Below are 15673 nucleotides of genomic sequence, written 5' to 3'. Positions count from 1 at the left end.
CTACTCTATTGGAGGAAAAGGCATGAATGTTACCATTGATTTGAAAAAAGCGGAAACATTTCTTATTGAAGAAGATTTTAAGGATTGCAGGGAAAAAGCCGGAAAGGCTTTACGCAGGCTTCTAACCATGGAAGACCATGACCAGGTCCTGGGCTGGATCTCTCCCTGTGTATCAGAAGGGGAACTGGAGGCGATAAAGGCAAAAGCAGAAGAGATCAAAAGAGAGGCAGATCTCTTTGTCCTTGTGGGAGTAGGAGGCTCCAACCAGGCTGCCAGGGCGATGATTGATGCTCTGGCAGACGGGAAGGGACCGGAGGTCCTTTATATGGGGAATACCTTGTCTTCCCATTCTGTCAGCAAAATGCTGAAACGGCTGGAAGGCAGGAACATCTATATCAATGTAATAGCAAAAAACTTTGAAACACTGGAGCCTGGAAGCCATTTCCGCATTCTGCGCCAGTGGATGAAGAAAAGGTATGACAGGGAAGAGATGGCAAAGCGGATCATTGTGACTGGGACAAAAGGTTCCCGTCTGGAGGAGATCGCAAAGGAAAACAGTTACCTGTTTCTTTCTTTTCCTTCATCAGTGGGAGGGCGGTATTCCGCATTCTCTCCGGTGTGCTTATTTCCCATTGGGGCAGCAGGGCTTGATTTAGACAAGTACCTTGCAGGGATGGAGAGGGCCGCTGAGGACTGCCGGGCCAATCCGTCTTCCAACCCGGCGGCAATTTATGGGGCGGTCAGAAACCTGTTATATGAAAAGGGATATGACATTGAGATGCTGGTGTCCTTTGAGCCTAAGTATTCTTATCTGACAAAATGGTGGGTGCAGCTTTTTGGAGAAAGCGAGGGAAAGGAGAAAAAAGGGATATTTCCTTCCTCAGCAATTTACTCGGAGGACTTGCACTCCATGGGCCAGTATATGCAGGAGGGAAGACGCAGCCTGATAGAAACATTTGTATCGGCAGAAGATCCCGGCGCAAAGGCAGTGATTGAGCCTGATCCGGAATTTGGGGACGGATTCGATTATCTGGATGGAATGGATTTTGACCAGATGAACAAGGCGGCTGAGGAGGCCACCTTAAACGCCCATTGGAGGGGCGGAGTACCCTGTATCCGTTTCCTGACAAAAGACATTTCAGAGGAGACCTTTGGAGAATTGTTTTACTATTTTATGATGGCATGCGCAGTGTCAGGAATCATGAGGAACATCAATCCCTTTGACCAGGAAGGAGTGGAGGAATATAAGAGGAGCATGTTTGCCGCCCTGGGAAAAAAGGTATGATAAAAAATCCCCCTCCCCAGACCTCTTTTTTAGGTGTAAACTACACATATTAAAACACTATGAAAAACAGAGAGGGAAATGGTAAGCATGAGCAGTAAAAAAAAGAACAGTATGTTAAACCGCGTTCCTGTAAAGCTGTGGATGCTGCTGTCGGTCCTGGCGGCATTTCTGCTGTGGGTCTTTATCGCATCTACGGATGCAGGCGGAGTCATCTTTGCAAAGCCCTGGGAGGTAGTATCCAAACTTGTGGGAAAGCTTCAGGACGGAACCCTGTGGCCCCATATTACCATCAGCCTCTTCCGGGTGATCGCAGGTTTTCTCTGCGGCTTCATCGCATCGATTCCTATTGCATTTCTCATGGGTTGGTACGCACCGTTTCGGAACCTGGTGGCACCCTGGATCCAGTTTGTGAGAAATATTCCGCCCCTGGCCTATATCCCCCTTGTCATTGCAGGAGCAGGAGTGGGAGAAAAGGCAAAGATCATCGTAATTTTTATCGCTTCGTTTCTCGTACTGGTGGTCACCATTTACCAGGGCGTCTGCAATGTGGATGTGACATTGATCAAGGCGGCAAAGGTACTGGGGGCGAATGACCGGGATATATTCTTCCAGGTGGTCATACCGGCTTCCACGCCCTTTATTCTGGTAGGTGCCAGGCTGGGGCTTTCCGCTTCTTTGACCACTCTGGTGGCAGCGGAGCTGACAGGGGCATCTAAGGGACTGGGAATGATGATCCAGAAAGCCCAGGGTTATTACGATATGGCAACCGTACTCATGGGAATTCTGATCATAGGCATCATTGGCCTTACCTTTGAACAGATTGTACGATACTTGGAAAGGAAGTTGACCGGATGGCAGGAGACAATGCAGCAGTAAAGGTAAAAATCGATCAGGTGGTAAAGACCTATAATACCCGCAAGGGAGAGATGACGGCTTTAAACGGAGTCAGCCTTGATATTAAGGAAAATGAATTCATCTGCGTGGTAGGTCCGTCAGGCTGCGGAAAGTCCACTCTGCTTAACATCATTGCCGGGCTTTTGGAGCCCACGTCGGGAAGCGTATACGTAGACGGCAAGGCGGTGGAGGGTCCGGGTCCGGAGCGGGGAGTGGTGTTTCAGCAGTACGCCTTATTTCCCTGGCTTACGGTATTAAAAAATGTGGAATTCGGCTTAAAGCTTAAGGGGATCAAGGGGGCGCAGGCCAGGGAAGAGGCCATGAAATATTTACGAATGGTGGATTTAGAACCCTTTGCAGGTTCCTATCCAAAGGAACTGTCCGGCGGTATGAAGCAGAGGGTTGCCATAGCCAGAGCCTATGCGGTAAATCCTCAGGTGCTTCTCATGGATGAGCCTTTTGGAGCCCTGGATGCCCAAACCAGGACCCAGCTTCAGTCAGAGCTTTTAGCCACATGGGAGAAGGAACGTAAAACCTGCTTTTTCATCACCCATGATGTGGACGAAGCCATTATTCTGGCCCAAAAGGTTATTATTATGAGTGCCAGGCCAGGACGGATTAAGGAGATTGTGGATATTGGGATCCCATATCCCAGAACCCAGGAAACAAAGATGATGCCGGAGTTTTTAGAATTAAAAAATTATATATGGTCCCAAGTGTATCAGGAATACTTAGAAATCAGGAAATAGGAGGAGAAAAGAGTGAAAAAAAAGATTTCGTTACTTATGGGGATGGCAATGGCAGCAGCAGTTCTGACCGCATGTTCAGGCAAAGCACAGACGCCTGGAACAACGGCGGCGGAGACAAAGGCAGAGGAGACGAAAGGGGAGGAAACAAAGGCAGAGGAAACAAAGGCAGCAGAAACAAAGGCTTCTGAGATCAAAAAGCTCCGGGTCGCCTATATGCCCAACATGGGAAGCGCTTCTCTGGCTGTTACGGCAAGGGATAAAGGCTATTTTAAAGAAATGGGCCTGGAAGTGGAGATGGTGGAATTCCAGGGAGGGCCTGCCGAAATCGCGGCCATGGCTTCCGGAGATATTGACATTTCCCAGATAGGACACGGGGCCCATGCGCTCTGCGCATCAGGGGAAGCGTTGATCTTCCAGATCGACTGTACCAGCCTGGCCGATGCCGTCATAGGCAACAAGTCAAAAGGGATCAGCACCATTGAGGATTTAAAGGGCAAGAGAGTAGCTGTTACCAGCGGAACATCTGCAGAAATCATTTTAGACCTGGCTCTTAAGTCTAAGGGAATGACAATGGAGGACGTGGAGCTGGTGGAAATGGATGCCAACGGCACCGTATCCGCTGTAATCAGCGGAAATGTTGATGCATGTGCCACCTGGTCTCCGGGAACCGGAACCATCATGAAAGCCCTTGGAGACAACGGGATCACTCTGGCCAATAATCAGGATTTTCTGGATCAGGTCACATTCCCTTCCAGCTTTATCACCACACAGAAATTTGTTGATTCCAACCGGGATGTTCTGGTACGCTTTGCAAGAGCCCTTCAAAAAGCCGGGGATTACCGGGCAGAGAATATTGATGAAATAGCAAAGCTGGTAGCAAAACAGTGTGAGGTTGACGAAGCCACCATGCTGGCCTCCACGGAAGAAGGAAACTGGCTGACAGGGGAATTCATGGGAAAGGCCCTGGGAGACGGAACTCTTAAATCCTATTACGAGAACCAGCAGAAGGTATTCTTAGATGCAGGCCGTCTGAGCCAGCCGGTAGATGTAGACAAATATGTTCTTTTTGATATCATGCAGGAAGCATATGACGAAAACCACAAATAATATAGCTTATCAGATTATTAGAATATGAAGTTTATTCTAATAATATAGATCTATGATTTTAAATGGAGGTATCCGGAATTAAGAGGACACCTCCATTTGCGGCGCTTAAAGATTAAGAACCATTAGGAGGAAAGATCATGCTGTTTGTTGTTTTGTTCTTTATTTTATCCTCCTCTATAGCGATTTTTTTCCTTAGAAGGGATAAACAGACCAGGCTGATGCTGGGACTTTGTGTCAGCTTTGTCTGCATGTTTATCGGAATTATCATTTACCTGTCAAAGACAGGAGGACTGCAGACCGGGCAGAAGTTTTTCCTGTTTTTTGATCTCAGGGTTCAAAGGAGGCTGTCCTATATGATATTTCCCTTAAGGAAGCTGGGGTATATGATCGCTATGGGAAGAACCCTGTTCCCGGGATTTCTGCTTATGCTGGCCTTTGATTATTCCATGATTCCCTGGATCCTGCGGAGCAAATCCAGGCATATCCTGATTATGGTACTGCCCTGTATGACCCTGATCCTTTACTATCCCTCCCTGTTTTTGGGACTGGCAAAATGGGGGAAATGGCTGCAGTTTCTGGCTATCAATTTTACGATTTTGTGGATCGCCTGCTATCTGATGGCGGCACTGTGGCTGCTGCTTTATGAATACAAAAGCATTACCATCCCTTACTGTAAAAGGCAGTTCCGCTATATTATGGTGTTTCTGATTTCCATGGGGGTCATGTACTGCTTTTATTTCCGTCAGGATCCCATCCAGGTATACCAGATGTATTCCGCAGAGTATATGCGCTATGGCGGGCTTCTTTATTCCACATCGGCAAGGGGAGCCGTCAGCCGGTGGATGGTGCTGTCAGTGCTTACCACCCTGTTTGGAATTATGGGATTTTTAAGCCTTAAATCCTATTCTGTTATGGAGCATGAGGAGACCAGGGGAGATGTGATCATACAGAAGAAAATGGACATGGCCAGCAAAGGTCTTTCCGTATTTGTCCATGGCATGAAAAACCAGCTTCTGTCCAACCGGGTCATCCAGGAAAGGCTGGGGGAGGAGCTTCAAAAGGAGGATTCTGATAAAGAGAAGCTTCTGGAATACGCCTGTATGCTTGAAACCATCAATCAGAATATGATAAGCCGCATGGAGGAATTATATAAGAGCATTAAGTCCAATTATATGACCCTGGTTCCCACGGAAACGTCAGAGGTGGTCCGCAGGGTTCTGGAACGCTTTCATGAGAAATATCCGGATGCAGCGGTGGAAACGGTAATCGAAGCAAGGACGCTGATCCTGGCAGATGCCGTTCATTTAAGCGAAGCCCTGTATAACCTGGCGATCAATGGGTATGAAAGCATTTTAGAATCCGGCAGGCAGGAAAAGAGCTTAAGCATTAAGGTGCAGCATGAGCGCCTGTATGTGACCTTTGAAATCAGGGATAACGGAAAAGGAATGTCCAGGCAGGTCCAGAAAAAGATATTTGATCCGTTTTATACCAGTAAAAACACCAATAATAACTGGGGCCTGGGACTGTATTATGTGAGACAGATCGTAAAGAACCACTTTGGAATGCTGAAGCTGGAGAGCACGGAGGGAGAGGGGACGACCTTTTTTGTCGCTATCCCCAAATGCAATAGCCAGGCGGAGTAAGGAAGGGGAATTGGAATAAGATGATAAAGGTGCTGATCGCAGAGGACTTTACCATACTTTGTGAGGATTTGAAAAATCAACTGGAAAGGGATGAGGAGATAAAGGTAATAGGCTGCGCTTCCACAGGAAGGGAAATCGTGGAAATGGCCCTGGAGATGGATGCGGACGTGATTTTAATGGACATTGAGATGGAAACCATGAATGCCGGGATCCTGGCTGCCGAACGCATCCGGGATGTAAAGCATGACCAGAAGATCATCTATCTGACGGTTCACGAGACAGAGGAAATCATCATTACTGCCATGGGAACCGGGGCCGTGGATTATGTTGTGAAGGGCGGACCAGTGGAACATGTAATCCAACATGTAAAAAATGCCCATATGGGAAAGCCGGTAATGGAAGCGAGGATACAGAAAACCATTATGAACGAATACAAAAGGCTGCAGCGTTCGGAGCGGAGCCTGCTGTATTTCATTAATAATGTTTCCCAACTGACCGCAGCGGAACGGGAGCTGGTGAAGCTCCTTCTGGAGGACAGGAAGGTAAAGGAAATTGCAGGAATCCGCTGTGTGGAGGTCATAACCGTCAAGACCCAGATAAAAAGCCTTTTGAGGAAATTCGGGTGCAGCAGGTCAAAGGAGATCGTCTCCATTATCAGGGAACTGAACTTATCCCACTTATTTGAGTAGCAAACGTTTGGTTAAATAAAATGGAATCTTTTCGCGAATTATGATATGATGAAAACAGAATATGCGAAAAAGACGGCGGTCTGAAGCGGAAGAAAGGAGAATTTTGATGAAAACGTTATTCAGAAACGGGCGGTTTTACCAGAACGGCGGCTTTGTTCTTGGGGACTTGCTGACCGAGGATGGAGTGATACGGGAAACAGGGGAAAACCAGAAAGAGGAAGGCGCCGTTGTTTATGATATGAAAGGAAAGCTGGTGGTTCCTGGTTTTATTGATATTCACACTCATGGAGCTGCAGGGGTGGACGTGAACACGGCGACAGCGGAGGATTATGAAACGGTCTGCCGCTTTTTTGCCGCCCAGGGAACCACGGCTTGGCTGGGGTCGGTGCTTACGGATACAAGGGAGCAGACCCTCTGGTGCATTGATGAATATAAAAAATGGAAAAAACAGAAGCATCAGGGAGCGGAGCTTATAGGACTCCACTTAGAAGGCCCGTTCCTTTCTCCGGAATATAAGGGAGCCATGCCTGAGCATTTGCTGCGGAAGGGGGACTTAGAGCTTATAAGGGAATACCAGAAAGCGGCAGAGGGTGATATCAGATATATCACATTGTCTCCTGAGGTAGAGGGCAATATTTCCATGATCCCGGAATTAAGGAAGCTTGGCATCCAGGTGGCCATCGGCCACTCAGGCGCTGATTATGATACGGCCAATGAGGCCATTCAGGCAGGAGCCCTGGGGGCTACCCACACGGGAAACGCCATGAAGCTTCTGCACCAGCATTTCCCGGCCATCTGGGGCTCTGTGTTGGAGTCTGACGATGTATTCTGTGAGATCATCTGTGACGGACGCCATCTCCATCCGGGAACGGTCCGGCTGATCATCAAAACCAAGGGCCTGGACCGGGTGGTGGCCGTTACGGACTCCATTATGGCAGCAGGGCTTCCTGACGGGAATTATAAGCTGGGAGTGAATGATGTGGTGGTAGAGCATGGAGATGCAAGGCTGGCTTTAGGCGGAAGCCGTGCGGGAAGCACCTTGACCACGGGAATGGCTTTGAAGAATATTCTGGAATATACAGGAAGGCCTCTTAACGAGGTCCTTGGGATTTTCACGGAAAATCCGGCAAGGCTGGTAGGCGTTTATGACCGGATGGGTTCCATTTTAGTGGGAAAAGAAGCCAACCTGGTGGTGCTTGATGAAGAATGCAATGTCCTTAAGACATTTGTACAGGGAAGAGAATGCCGCTGATGCGGGCGAGGAAGGGAACTTGAAAAAATGAGCGGTTATTTGTACATATTGTTTCTATTGATCAGCTTTGGGGCTTCCATTGCAGGGGCTATCTGCGGGATTGGCGGAGGCGTTATCATAAAGCCTACACTGGACGCATTTGGTGTGCTCAGCGTATCCGCCATAAGCTTCCTGTCTGGATCTACCGTGCTTGCAATGACCTGCTATTCCGTGATCAAGGGAAAAATCAGCGGGGAGTCCCTGGTGGATATGAAAACCGGGACTCCTCTTGCCATAGGGGCGGCCCTGGGCGGAGTTGTGGGAAAGTCCATGTTCCAGGCCGTTTCCTCTCTGTTTGCAGACAAGGATACCGTAGGAGCCGTCCAGGCGGCCTGTCTTCTGGTGATTACTCTGGGAACGCTGATCTACACCATAAAAAAGGACAAGATCCATACCTATCATGTAACTAACCCTGTGATCTGCGGGGTGATCGGGCTGGTGCTTGGGATATTATCTTCGTTTTTGGGAATCGGAGGAGGCCCCATCAATCTGGTGGTGCTGTTTTTCTTTTTTTCCATGGATACGAAAACGGCTGCCCAGAATTCCCTGTACATCATCCTGTTTTCCCAGATCACAGGGATTATGAACTCTCTGGTAACGAAAACAGTTCCGGAATTCTCCTTCTGGCTGCTGGCCCTTATGGTGGCAGGAGGGATCCTGGGGGGAATGAGCGGCCGGGCCATTAATAAAAGGATCCAGGAGAAGGTAGTAGATAAACTGTTCCTGGTCTTGATGGTATTCATCATTGGGATCAATCTGTATAATATTTATCAGTTTATGTAAGCTGTGGGTGCTGTTGCGAATATGGTCCGCTACAGCCCTTTTTACGGCCCTTGATCAGGAAAGGAGATCTGATGGAACGAATATTGGTTGTAGCTTTGTCCTCCTTACTTGGAGGTTTTGCCCAGGCTGTCACAGGCTTTGGAGGGGCTATTATTATCATGATTTTTCTTCCTTTCATCCTGTCTATGAATGCGGCTCCTGCCTTAAGCGATGTGATCACCATGGTGCTGTCCTTTTCCATGTTCTGGCGGTACCGGAGGTGGGTAAGGCTAAAGCCTCTCCTCCTTCCGGCCGTGGTCTATCTGGCAGCCAGTACGGCTGCCATTCACTGGTCCACATACTTTGACGGGGGGAAACGAAAGGAAATCTTTGGCCTGTTTCTCATAGGCCTGTCTCTTTATTTTTTCTTTTTTTCAGGGAAAGCAAGGGTAAAGCCGTCGCCTCCAATGGGAGCGGCCTGCGGATTTGCGGCCGGGATATGCGGCGGTTTTTTTGGTATCAGCGGGCCGCCTGTGAGTCTTTATTATCTGGCGGTTACGGAAACAAAGGAAGAATATTTGGGAACGTTGAATGCGTTTTTCTCCATTACCGTGGTTTTTAACATCATCGCCAGGATCTCCAACGGATTTTTAACAGGGGACTTACTTCCCTATATGGGCATTGGGATCGGGACGATCCTGATTGGAAGCGCCTGGGGCAGCAGGCTGGTAATGAGGATCGACCGGAGGACCATGAGCTTTTGCGTGTATGGGATTATGGCAGTTGCCGGAATTGTGGCTTTGCTGTAGAAACATAAAAAAGTGTAAGGGGGTATATTGACAAAGTTATTATAATATGGTAAAAACATATTATACACACGAGTTTACATTTGGAAGTATTGTGCAGTATTGCGGAGTATTGGAGGGGAAAGATGAAAACAAAACTGAATGTAGGGTTTGTCACCACCTATTCCGGCAGGTGGCCCAGGGAGGTTCCGGAACAGAGAAACCGGGAATATGGGGATTGGCTGGCTGAAAATCTGCCTATGGCCCGGATCGTTAAGGCTTCTGTCTTAGGCTGCAGCCGGGAAACCGTAGAACAGGTTACAAAGGAGTTTAAAGAACAGGATGTGGATGTGATTGTGCTGGTTTATGGGGCATTTACAGGGGATGACGTGGCCTCCTATCTGGCGGAGATGGTGAAGGTACCTCTTATTTTATGGGCACCCTATGAGATCTCCTTTGAAAAGGATGACAGGCTTTATTCCAATGCACTCTGTTCCATGACCATGAACGCGGCTGCCATCAGGAAACTGGGGGCCTCCTATCATACCGCATACGGAAGCCTGGAGGATGAAAGGGCATGGGAAAAGGTCAGGAATCTGATTCTGGCCTATGGCGTGGTCAAGGCCTTAAGGCATACCAGTCTGGGGCTTTTAGGATACCGGCCAACGGCCTTTTATAACTGCAGCTTTGATGAAAGCCTGATCCGCAGGACCTTTGGGGTCAAGATGGAAGAGACGGATTTAAAGGTAGTGTTTGACCGGATGGAAGGGATACCTGAGGAGCAATGGAAGGCTGATATGGAGAAAATTTCCTCCCAATATGATACGTCCCAGTTACCTGAGGGCCACTTGGAGAACCATTCCAGGCTGTATCTGGCTCTTAAGGAGGTCATGAAAGAGCAGAAATATGATTTTGCCGCCATCAAATGCTGGCCTGAAATGGGAAATCTCAATACAACGCCCTGCGCAGTCCTTGGACGCCTGGCAGATGAGGGGATCAACATCGGCTGCGAGGGAGATGTTGATGCAGAGCTGGCTCAGATGACGGAATACTATCTTACGGGAAAGCCCAGCTTTATTACAGACTTAATCAATATTGATGAAAAGGAAAATGTGATCACCTTCTGGCATTGCGGAAACGCAGCTCCATCCTTGTGCAATACGGATTATCAGGTTCAGATCAGAAACCATCCCCTGGCCGGACAGGGCACCGCATTTTACGGAGCCTTAAAGCCCGGAGAAGTGACCATAGCAAGATTCTGCAACCTTGAGGGAGGTTATAAGCTGTTTCTCATGAGAGGAGAGGCGGTGCCCATGGACCGTTATACAAAGGGAATCATGGCAAATATAAGGTTGAAACGCCCTGTGAGGGAGGTTATAGAGGGAATCATAGCAGAGGGAATCCCCCACCATTACAGCATTGTATGGGAGGATGTGGCGGAAGCAATGAAGCAGGTATGCGCTCTGCTTGGAATTCCCGTCATTGAGATGTAACCTGGAAATAACCGTTGACACCATTTGTACCGGCCGGGTATAATGAAAAATATACATACGAGTTTATAGTAAGGAGACAGGACAATGGGTCAGAACGGCGAACGGGTGACAAGATCGGATGTGGCCAAGGCGGCAGGAGTCAGCGAGACGATTGTATCCTACGTGATCAATAACAACCGCTATGTGGCGAAGGAAAAAAGGCAGAGGGTAGAGGAAGCTATTGCAGCCCTTCACTACAGGCCCAACAATGTGGCCAGGGCCTTAAAGGGCAAACGAAGCAATCAGCTTCTTTTTATTGCGGATCAGATCACCAACGAGTATTTCAGCCGGATCGTCAGCGAGATGGACAAGTACGCCTATGAAGCCGGATTCCTGATTTCCCTGTGTGCCAACCGGAATACGCCGGAATTTGTCTCTCAGGTCATCAGCCGCCAGTATGACGGCATCATCATCAGTTCCATCAGCTTTCCCATGGAGTATGTGGAGTCCTTCAGCAAGGCGGGAATACCGGTTCTGCTGTTTGAGCACAGAACCCATGGCAGGCTTCCTGGGAATGTGGCGACCCTTGCTTCCGGGCTTTATCCGGGAGCCAGAATGGCGGTCAGCCATCTGGTGGAAAAGGGAAGGAAGCACATTATTTACATTGACCGCATCAGCAAAAAGGGAAATGTAAGCGGGCCTACAGATCTTCGTCTCAGCGGATACCTTGATGAGATGAGGGAAAGCGGGCTTCAGGCAGGAGAAGATACGGTCATTGCAGGCTGTCACTCGGAAGAGGAGCTGGCAGAGGCTGTTGTAGGTTACTTAAAGAAGCATAAGGAAACGGACGGGATCGTGGGACGGAATGATATGGTTGCCTGCATCGCCATGTACGCTGCGATAGGCTGGGGAAAGAATGTTCCTCAGGATTTGGGAGTGGTGGGATTTGATAATTCCAGCATCAGCAGGTTTTGTTTTCCAAGGCTTACGACCCTGGAAATGCAGCGGGAGGCCATAAGTGAGACAGTCATCAATATGATGGTCCAGATGATCGGAGGAAAGCAGCCGGAGAATGGGAAGTTTGAAACAAAGCTGATCGTAAGGGAAAGCACGTAAATCTTATATTTTACGGAAAAACCCAGGTTTTTCCAGGCGGTATACACACGAGTGTATCGGGGAATACGGGGAAAATGCCGCCCTGAAAAATCTGGTTTTCATAGAACTAGAAGAGTCTGAAAGAAAGAGAGGGTATTTTATGAAAAAAAGAAAACTGGCAGCATTGGCACTGGCCGGCATGATGGCGCTCACAACCGGTTGCTCCGGCGGGGGAAAGACAGACGCGGTCACATCAGGCGGGGAGACAAAAACAGAGGCAAAGGCGGGGACGGAAACAAAGGCCCCTGATGGGGGAAGCAAGGAGCCCATCACCTTAAAGATTGCCAATTATGCAGTGCTGGAAAAGGGGTATGATGAGTTTTGGAAAAACGTGAAGGAAGGCTTTGAAGCCAAGTATCCCAATGTGACCATTGAATGGGTCACGGCTCCATACGGGGAAATCCTAAACCAGGTCATTAACATGGCCGGGGGCGGAGACCGGGTGGACTGTGTTTTCAGTGAGATGATCTGGATTCCTGCGTTGGTGGATGCAGGTCTTGCAGCACCTATGAAGGATGTTCTGGATGAAGACTTTTTAAAGGATTACTATCCCAATATTCTGGAGGCCCATAAGGTGGACGGAGAGGTTTACGGGGCCCCCCTTTACGTATCCCCTTCCCTTTTGTTCTACAACAAGAACTTATTTGAAAAGGCCGGCCTAGATCCCAATAAGCCGCCTAAGACTTATGAGGAAATGCTTTCCATGGCAGAAAAGCTGTCCGGGCTTACCACGGACGACGGAAATAAGGTGTATGCCTTCGGCCAGCCAACCGCATCGGTAATTGTCATCGGATCTTCCATTCAGGCCTTTGCCGCAAACTTCGGAGGCCATGTCTTTGACGAAAGCGGAAAGCTGGATGTGGAAAACCAAGGCCTTAAGGAAGCCCTTGGAATGTTAAAGCTCCTTGATGAAAAAGGCTATAATCCTCAGAATGCAAAGCCAAAGGATTTGAGGAATTTATTTGCCCTGGGCCAGCTTGCCATGTATTACGACAATTCATGGGGCTTTAACGGCGCCAGGTCCATCAACCCGGAGGTGGTGAATTTCGCGGCAGCATCAGAGCCTTTAAAGGGCGGAAGCGGGGATGGGGCCTCCACTTTGCAGTCCCATTGCTTTGTGGCCGTTGACAACGGACCAGAGCACATGGAGGCGGTAAAAGATTTCGTCCAGTACGTGATCACTCCGGAAATTTTAAATGACTATATTGCCAACATCGCCCCGGCCCTTCCGGCGAAAAACGCTATGAAGGATATGGAAGCCGTAAAGAACAGCCCGATTTTAAACGGAGCGGGAAATTCAGTGGAAAAAGCGGAACCTGTACTCATGTTCCCCACCTTATCTGATTTTAACTTAGAGCTGTGCGCATTGGCCCAGGCGGTGACGGTTGGAGGAGAAGATGTGGACACTGCCCTGAAAAACTTCCAGAATTCAGTGCAGCCCCTGGTTCCATAAGGGAAAGACCGTGATTTGATAAAAGGAGAGAAGATGGCAGGAAAAAGACCGAACATTGTATTTATTTTAACAGATGACCAGGGGATCTGGTCCCTGGGCTGCTATGGAAATCAGGAGATCAGGACTCCAAATTTGGACCGGCTGGCTCAAGGCGGCGTCCGTTTTGATAACTTTTTCTGTACCTCCCCGGTCTGTTCTCCTGCCAGGGCCTCTCTTCTGACAGGAAGGATTCCCTCCCAGCACGGCATCCATGACTATTTAAGCGGAGGCAACGGAGGCTGCGGGCAGGAGGCCATTGAATATCTGAAGGAATACCGGGGGTATACGGATGTTCTGGCGGAAAGCGGATATACCTGCGGGTTAAGCGGGAAGTGGCATTTAGGGGATGGAAGAAAGCCTCAGAAAGGTTTTTCCCACTGGTATTCCCATCAAAAGGGCGGAGGGCCTTATTATAATGCTCCCATGTTCCGGGAGGGGGAGCCTGTGTATGAGAAGGGGTATGTTACAGATGTGATCACGGATGAAGCCCTGGCCTTTATTGACCGGGAAAAAAACAGGGAAACTCCCTTTTATTTAAGCGTCCACTATACTGCCCCTCATTCCCCCTGGATCAACAGCCATCCGGAGGAATACACAAAGCTTTATGAGGATTGCCCATTTGAAACCTGCCCTCAGCCCGATCCCCATCCCTGGGCTAAGACAGAGGTGCTTGACGGGTATCAAAATTCCAGGGAATGCCTGATCGGATATTATGGGGCGGTCACTGCCATGGATTACAATGTGGGACGGATCCTTAAGAAGCTGGAAGAAGAACGGCTGTCAGAGGATACCATGATCATTTTTACCAGCGACAATGGCTTTAACTGCGGCCATCACGGGATATGGGGAAAGGGAAATGGAACGTTTCCCCTGAATTTTTACGATTCTTCCGTGAAGGTTCCTTTCCTTGTAAGCCATAAGGATCATATTCCGGGAAACCGGGTCTGCCATGCCATGTGCAGCGGCTATGATTTCATGCCCACTCTTTTGGAGTATCTGGGCCTTGGGAATGAGGAAGGGGATAAGCTGCCGGGAAAAAGCTTTTTCAATGACCTTATGGGGACAGAAGGAAAAGAGGAAAGTCCTGTGGTGGTGTTTGACGAATACGGCCCGGCCCGGATGATACGGGACAGACGGTATAAGCTGATCCACAGGTATCCATACGGTCCTGATGAATTCTATGATCTGGAATCAGATCCGGAAGAGACATGTAACCGGATTCAGGATGAGGGCTGCATGGAAGTGATGGGCCGGATGAAAAAACAGATGGAATTGTGGTTTCTTCAGTATGCAGATCCAAGAATCGACGGTTCAAGAGAACCGGTTATGGGCGGGGGACAGAGCCGTATGGCCGGAGTACTGGGGCCTGGAATCAATGTTTACGGAGAGAATAAATAGAAAGTGGGGAAAAAACCTTGAAGGAGAAGGCATTTAAGAGGTCGTATGTTAAGACTCAGACGGGAGACAGGATATTTGCTTTTGGATTGCTGCTTCCGGCCATTATTACAACCGTAGCGTTCATATTGATTCCGGTGGCGGATTCCATTTACAGAAGCTTTTTTGATTATAAGGTAAAGAATATTATTTCGGGAAAACCGGGAATGTGGAATGATTTTGCCAACTATACGAAGCTTTTTTCCAACGGAAAGCTGGTTCCTTCCATGACTAATACCCTGTTGTTTGTATTTGGCGTAGTTGCTGCCCAGTTTGTGCTGGGAATGGCCCTGGCCCTGATTTTAAACAGCAATATAAAATTTTCCCGCCTTATCCGCAGCATCATGATGGTGCCCTGGGTGGTGCCCACCCTCATATCAGGTCTTATATGGCTGTGGATGTTCCAGCCCCAGTATGGTCTGGTAAAGTATTTTGCAGGAATATTGACCGGGGGAAGAGTAACGGATCTGGCCGTTTTAAATAATCCGGCCACGGCTATGCTGGGCGTATCCGCAGCCGCCTTGTGGAAACAGATCCCCCTTGCGGCTCTCCTCCTTTTGGCAGGCTTGGCCAATGTGCCTGAGGAGATTCTGGAGGCGGCAAAAATTGACGGGGCAAACGGGGTTCAAAGATTTTTTAACATTGTGCTGCCTTACATGAAGAGTGTGATCAAGGTCACGGTTTCCATGTCCATTATTGAGAACTTCAAGCAGTTCCCCTTATTCTGGACCATGACAGGAGGCGGACCAAATAACTCCACCACCACCATGGCCATATTAAGCTACCGGGAAGCCTTTGTTTCCAACAACTTTGGTTCCGGTGCAGCGGTCACTACGGTATGGATGCTTCTGATGATTGTGGTGGTATTTATTTATAACCGCATCTTTCGGGCAGATGACATGTAAGGAGGAGGCA

Annotated in this window: 14 protein-coding genes; all 14 read left to right on the top strand. The window is 48.7% G+C overall.

Features of this window, described 5'->3' with window-relative positions:
* Positions 1–1285 (top strand): glucose-6-phosphate isomerase (locus ACYVD3_RS17940; RefSeq protein ID WP_460643857.1); only part of this gene is annotated, 1285 nt, incomplete at its 5' end.
* An 87-nt stretch (positions 1286–1372) separates the two neighbouring features.
* On the top strand, positions 1373–2161 hold the full coding sequence (locus tag ACYVD3_RS17935; RefSeq protein ID WP_460643856.1) for an ABC transporter permease: 789 nt from the start codon (positions 1373–1375) through the stop codon (positions 2159–2161).
* A complete protein-coding gene (locus tag ACYVD3_RS17930; protein ID WP_460643855.1) occupies positions 2137–2928 on the top strand; it encodes an ABC transporter ATP-binding protein in 792 nt (263 codons plus the stop codon). The genes ACYVD3_RS17935 and ACYVD3_RS17930 overlap by 25 nt, the downstream gene beginning before the upstream one ends.
* A 12-nt stretch (positions 2929–2940) precedes the next feature.
* Positions 2941–4035, top strand: coding sequence for an ABC transporter substrate-binding protein (locus ACYVD3_RS17925; RefSeq protein ID WP_460643854.1), 1095 nt, complete (start codon positions 2941–2943; stop codon positions 4033–4035).
* A 137-nt stretch (positions 4036–4172) separates the two neighbouring features.
* Positions 4173–5678: a sensor histidine kinase gene (locus ACYVD3_RS17920; RefSeq protein ID WP_460643853.1), complete on the top strand. Its 1506-nt coding sequence runs from the start codon at positions 4173–4175 to the stop codon at positions 5676–5678.
* Positions 5679–5698: 20 nt separating this feature from the next.
* The gene (locus ACYVD3_RS17915) at positions 5699–6367 is read left to right on the top strand and encodes a response regulator (RefSeq protein WP_460643852.1); all 669 of its coding nucleotides are present in this window, start codon (positions 5699–5701) and stop codon (positions 6365–6367) included.
* A 106-nt stretch (positions 6368–6473) separates the two neighbouring features.
* A complete protein-coding gene (gene nagA / locus ACYVD3_RS17910; RefSeq protein WP_460643851.1) occupies positions 6474–7619 on the top strand; it encodes an N-acetylglucosamine-6-phosphate deacetylase in 1146 nt (381 codons plus the stop codon).
* A 27-nt stretch (positions 7620–7646) separates the two neighbouring features.
* Positions 7647–8441 (top strand): sulfite exporter TauE/SafE family protein, encoded by a 795-nt coding sequence (locus tag ACYVD3_RS17905; RefSeq protein WP_460643850.1) that lies wholly within the window; start codon positions 7647–7649, stop codon positions 8439–8441.
* 71 nt (positions 8442–8512) lie between these two features.
* Positions 8513–9229 (top strand): sulfite exporter TauE/SafE family protein, encoded by a 717-nt coding sequence (locus ACYVD3_RS17900; RefSeq protein ID WP_460643849.1) that lies wholly within the window; start codon positions 8513–8515, stop codon positions 9227–9229.
* A 122-nt stretch (positions 9230–9351) separates the two neighbouring features.
* The gene (locus ACYVD3_RS17895; RefSeq protein WP_460643848.1) at positions 9352–10698 is read left to right on the top strand and encodes an L-fucose/L-arabinose isomerase family protein; all 1347 of its coding nucleotides are present in this window, start codon (positions 9352–9354) and stop codon (positions 10696–10698) included.
* An 84-nt stretch (positions 10699–10782) separates the two neighbouring features.
* The gene (locus ACYVD3_RS17890; RefSeq protein ID WP_460643847.1) at positions 10783–11793 is read left to right on the top strand and encodes a LacI family DNA-binding transcriptional regulator; all 1011 of its coding nucleotides are present in this window, start codon (positions 10783–10785) and stop codon (positions 11791–11793) included.
* Positions 11794–11932: 139 nt separating this feature from the next.
* Complete coding sequence (locus ACYVD3_RS17885) at positions 11933–13285, top strand: ABC transporter substrate-binding protein (RefSeq protein ID WP_460643846.1); 1353 nt, start codon at positions 11933–11935, stop codon at positions 13283–13285.
* A gap of 33 nt (positions 13286–13318) precedes the next feature.
* On the top strand, positions 13319–14722 hold the full coding sequence (locus ACYVD3_RS17880) for a sulfatase-like hydrolase/transferase (RefSeq protein ID WP_460643845.1): 1404 nt from the start codon (positions 13319–13321) through the stop codon (positions 14720–14722).
* Positions 14723–14739: 17 nt separating this feature from the next.
* Positions 14740–15663, top strand: coding sequence for a carbohydrate ABC transporter permease (locus ACYVD3_RS17875; protein WP_460643844.1), 924 nt, complete (start codon positions 14740–14742; stop codon positions 15661–15663).
* Positions 15664–15673: the final 10 nt, after the last annotated feature.

The organism is Lacrimispora brassicae (genome assembly GCF_054772055.1).
This window is presented reverse-complemented; position numbering and strand designations above follow the sequence as displayed.

Excerpts from the sequence above, each read along its gene's own strand:
- ACYVD3_RS17890 (WP_460643847.1), top strand. The coding sequence starts at position 10,783 with ATGGGTCAGAACGGCGAACGGGTGACAAGATCGGATGTGGCCAAGGCG.
- ACYVD3_RS17935 (WP_460643856.1), top strand. The coding sequence starts at position 1,373 with ATGAGCAGTAAAAAAAAGAACAGTATGTTAAACCGCGTTCCTGTAAAG.
- ACYVD3_RS17880 (WP_460643845.1), top strand. The coding sequence starts at position 13,319 with ATGGCAGGAAAAAGACCGAACATTGTATTTATTTTAACAGATGACCAG.
- ACYVD3_RS17885 (WP_460643846.1), top strand. The coding sequence starts at position 11,933 with ATGAAAAAAAGAAAACTGGCAGCATTGGCACTGGCCGGCATGATGGCG.
- nagA (WP_460643851.1), top strand. The coding sequence starts at position 6,474 with ATGAAAACGTTATTCAGAAACGGGCGGTTTTACCAGAACGGCGGCTTT.
- ACYVD3_RS17915 (WP_460643852.1), top strand. The coding sequence starts at position 5,699 with ATGATAAAGGTGCTGATCGCAGAGGACTTTACCATACTTTGTGAGGAT.
- ACYVD3_RS17900 (WP_460643849.1), top strand. The coding sequence starts at position 8,513 with ATGGAACGAATATTGGTTGTAGCTTTGTCCTCCTTACTTGGAGGTTTT.
- ACYVD3_RS17930 (WP_460643855.1), top strand. The coding sequence starts at position 2,137 with ATGGCAGGAGACAATGCAGCAGTAAAGGTAAAAATCGATCAGGTGGTA.
- ACYVD3_RS17905 (WP_460643850.1), top strand. The coding sequence starts at position 7,647 with ATGAGCGGTTATTTGTACATATTGTTTCTATTGATCAGCTTTGGGGCT.
- ACYVD3_RS17895 (WP_460643848.1), top strand. The coding sequence starts at position 9,352 with ATGAAAACAAAACTGAATGTAGGGTTTGTCACCACCTATTCCGGCAGG.
- ACYVD3_RS17920 (WP_460643853.1), top strand. The coding sequence starts at position 4,173 with ATGCTGTTTGTTGTTTTGTTCTTTATTTTATCCTCCTCTATAGCGATT.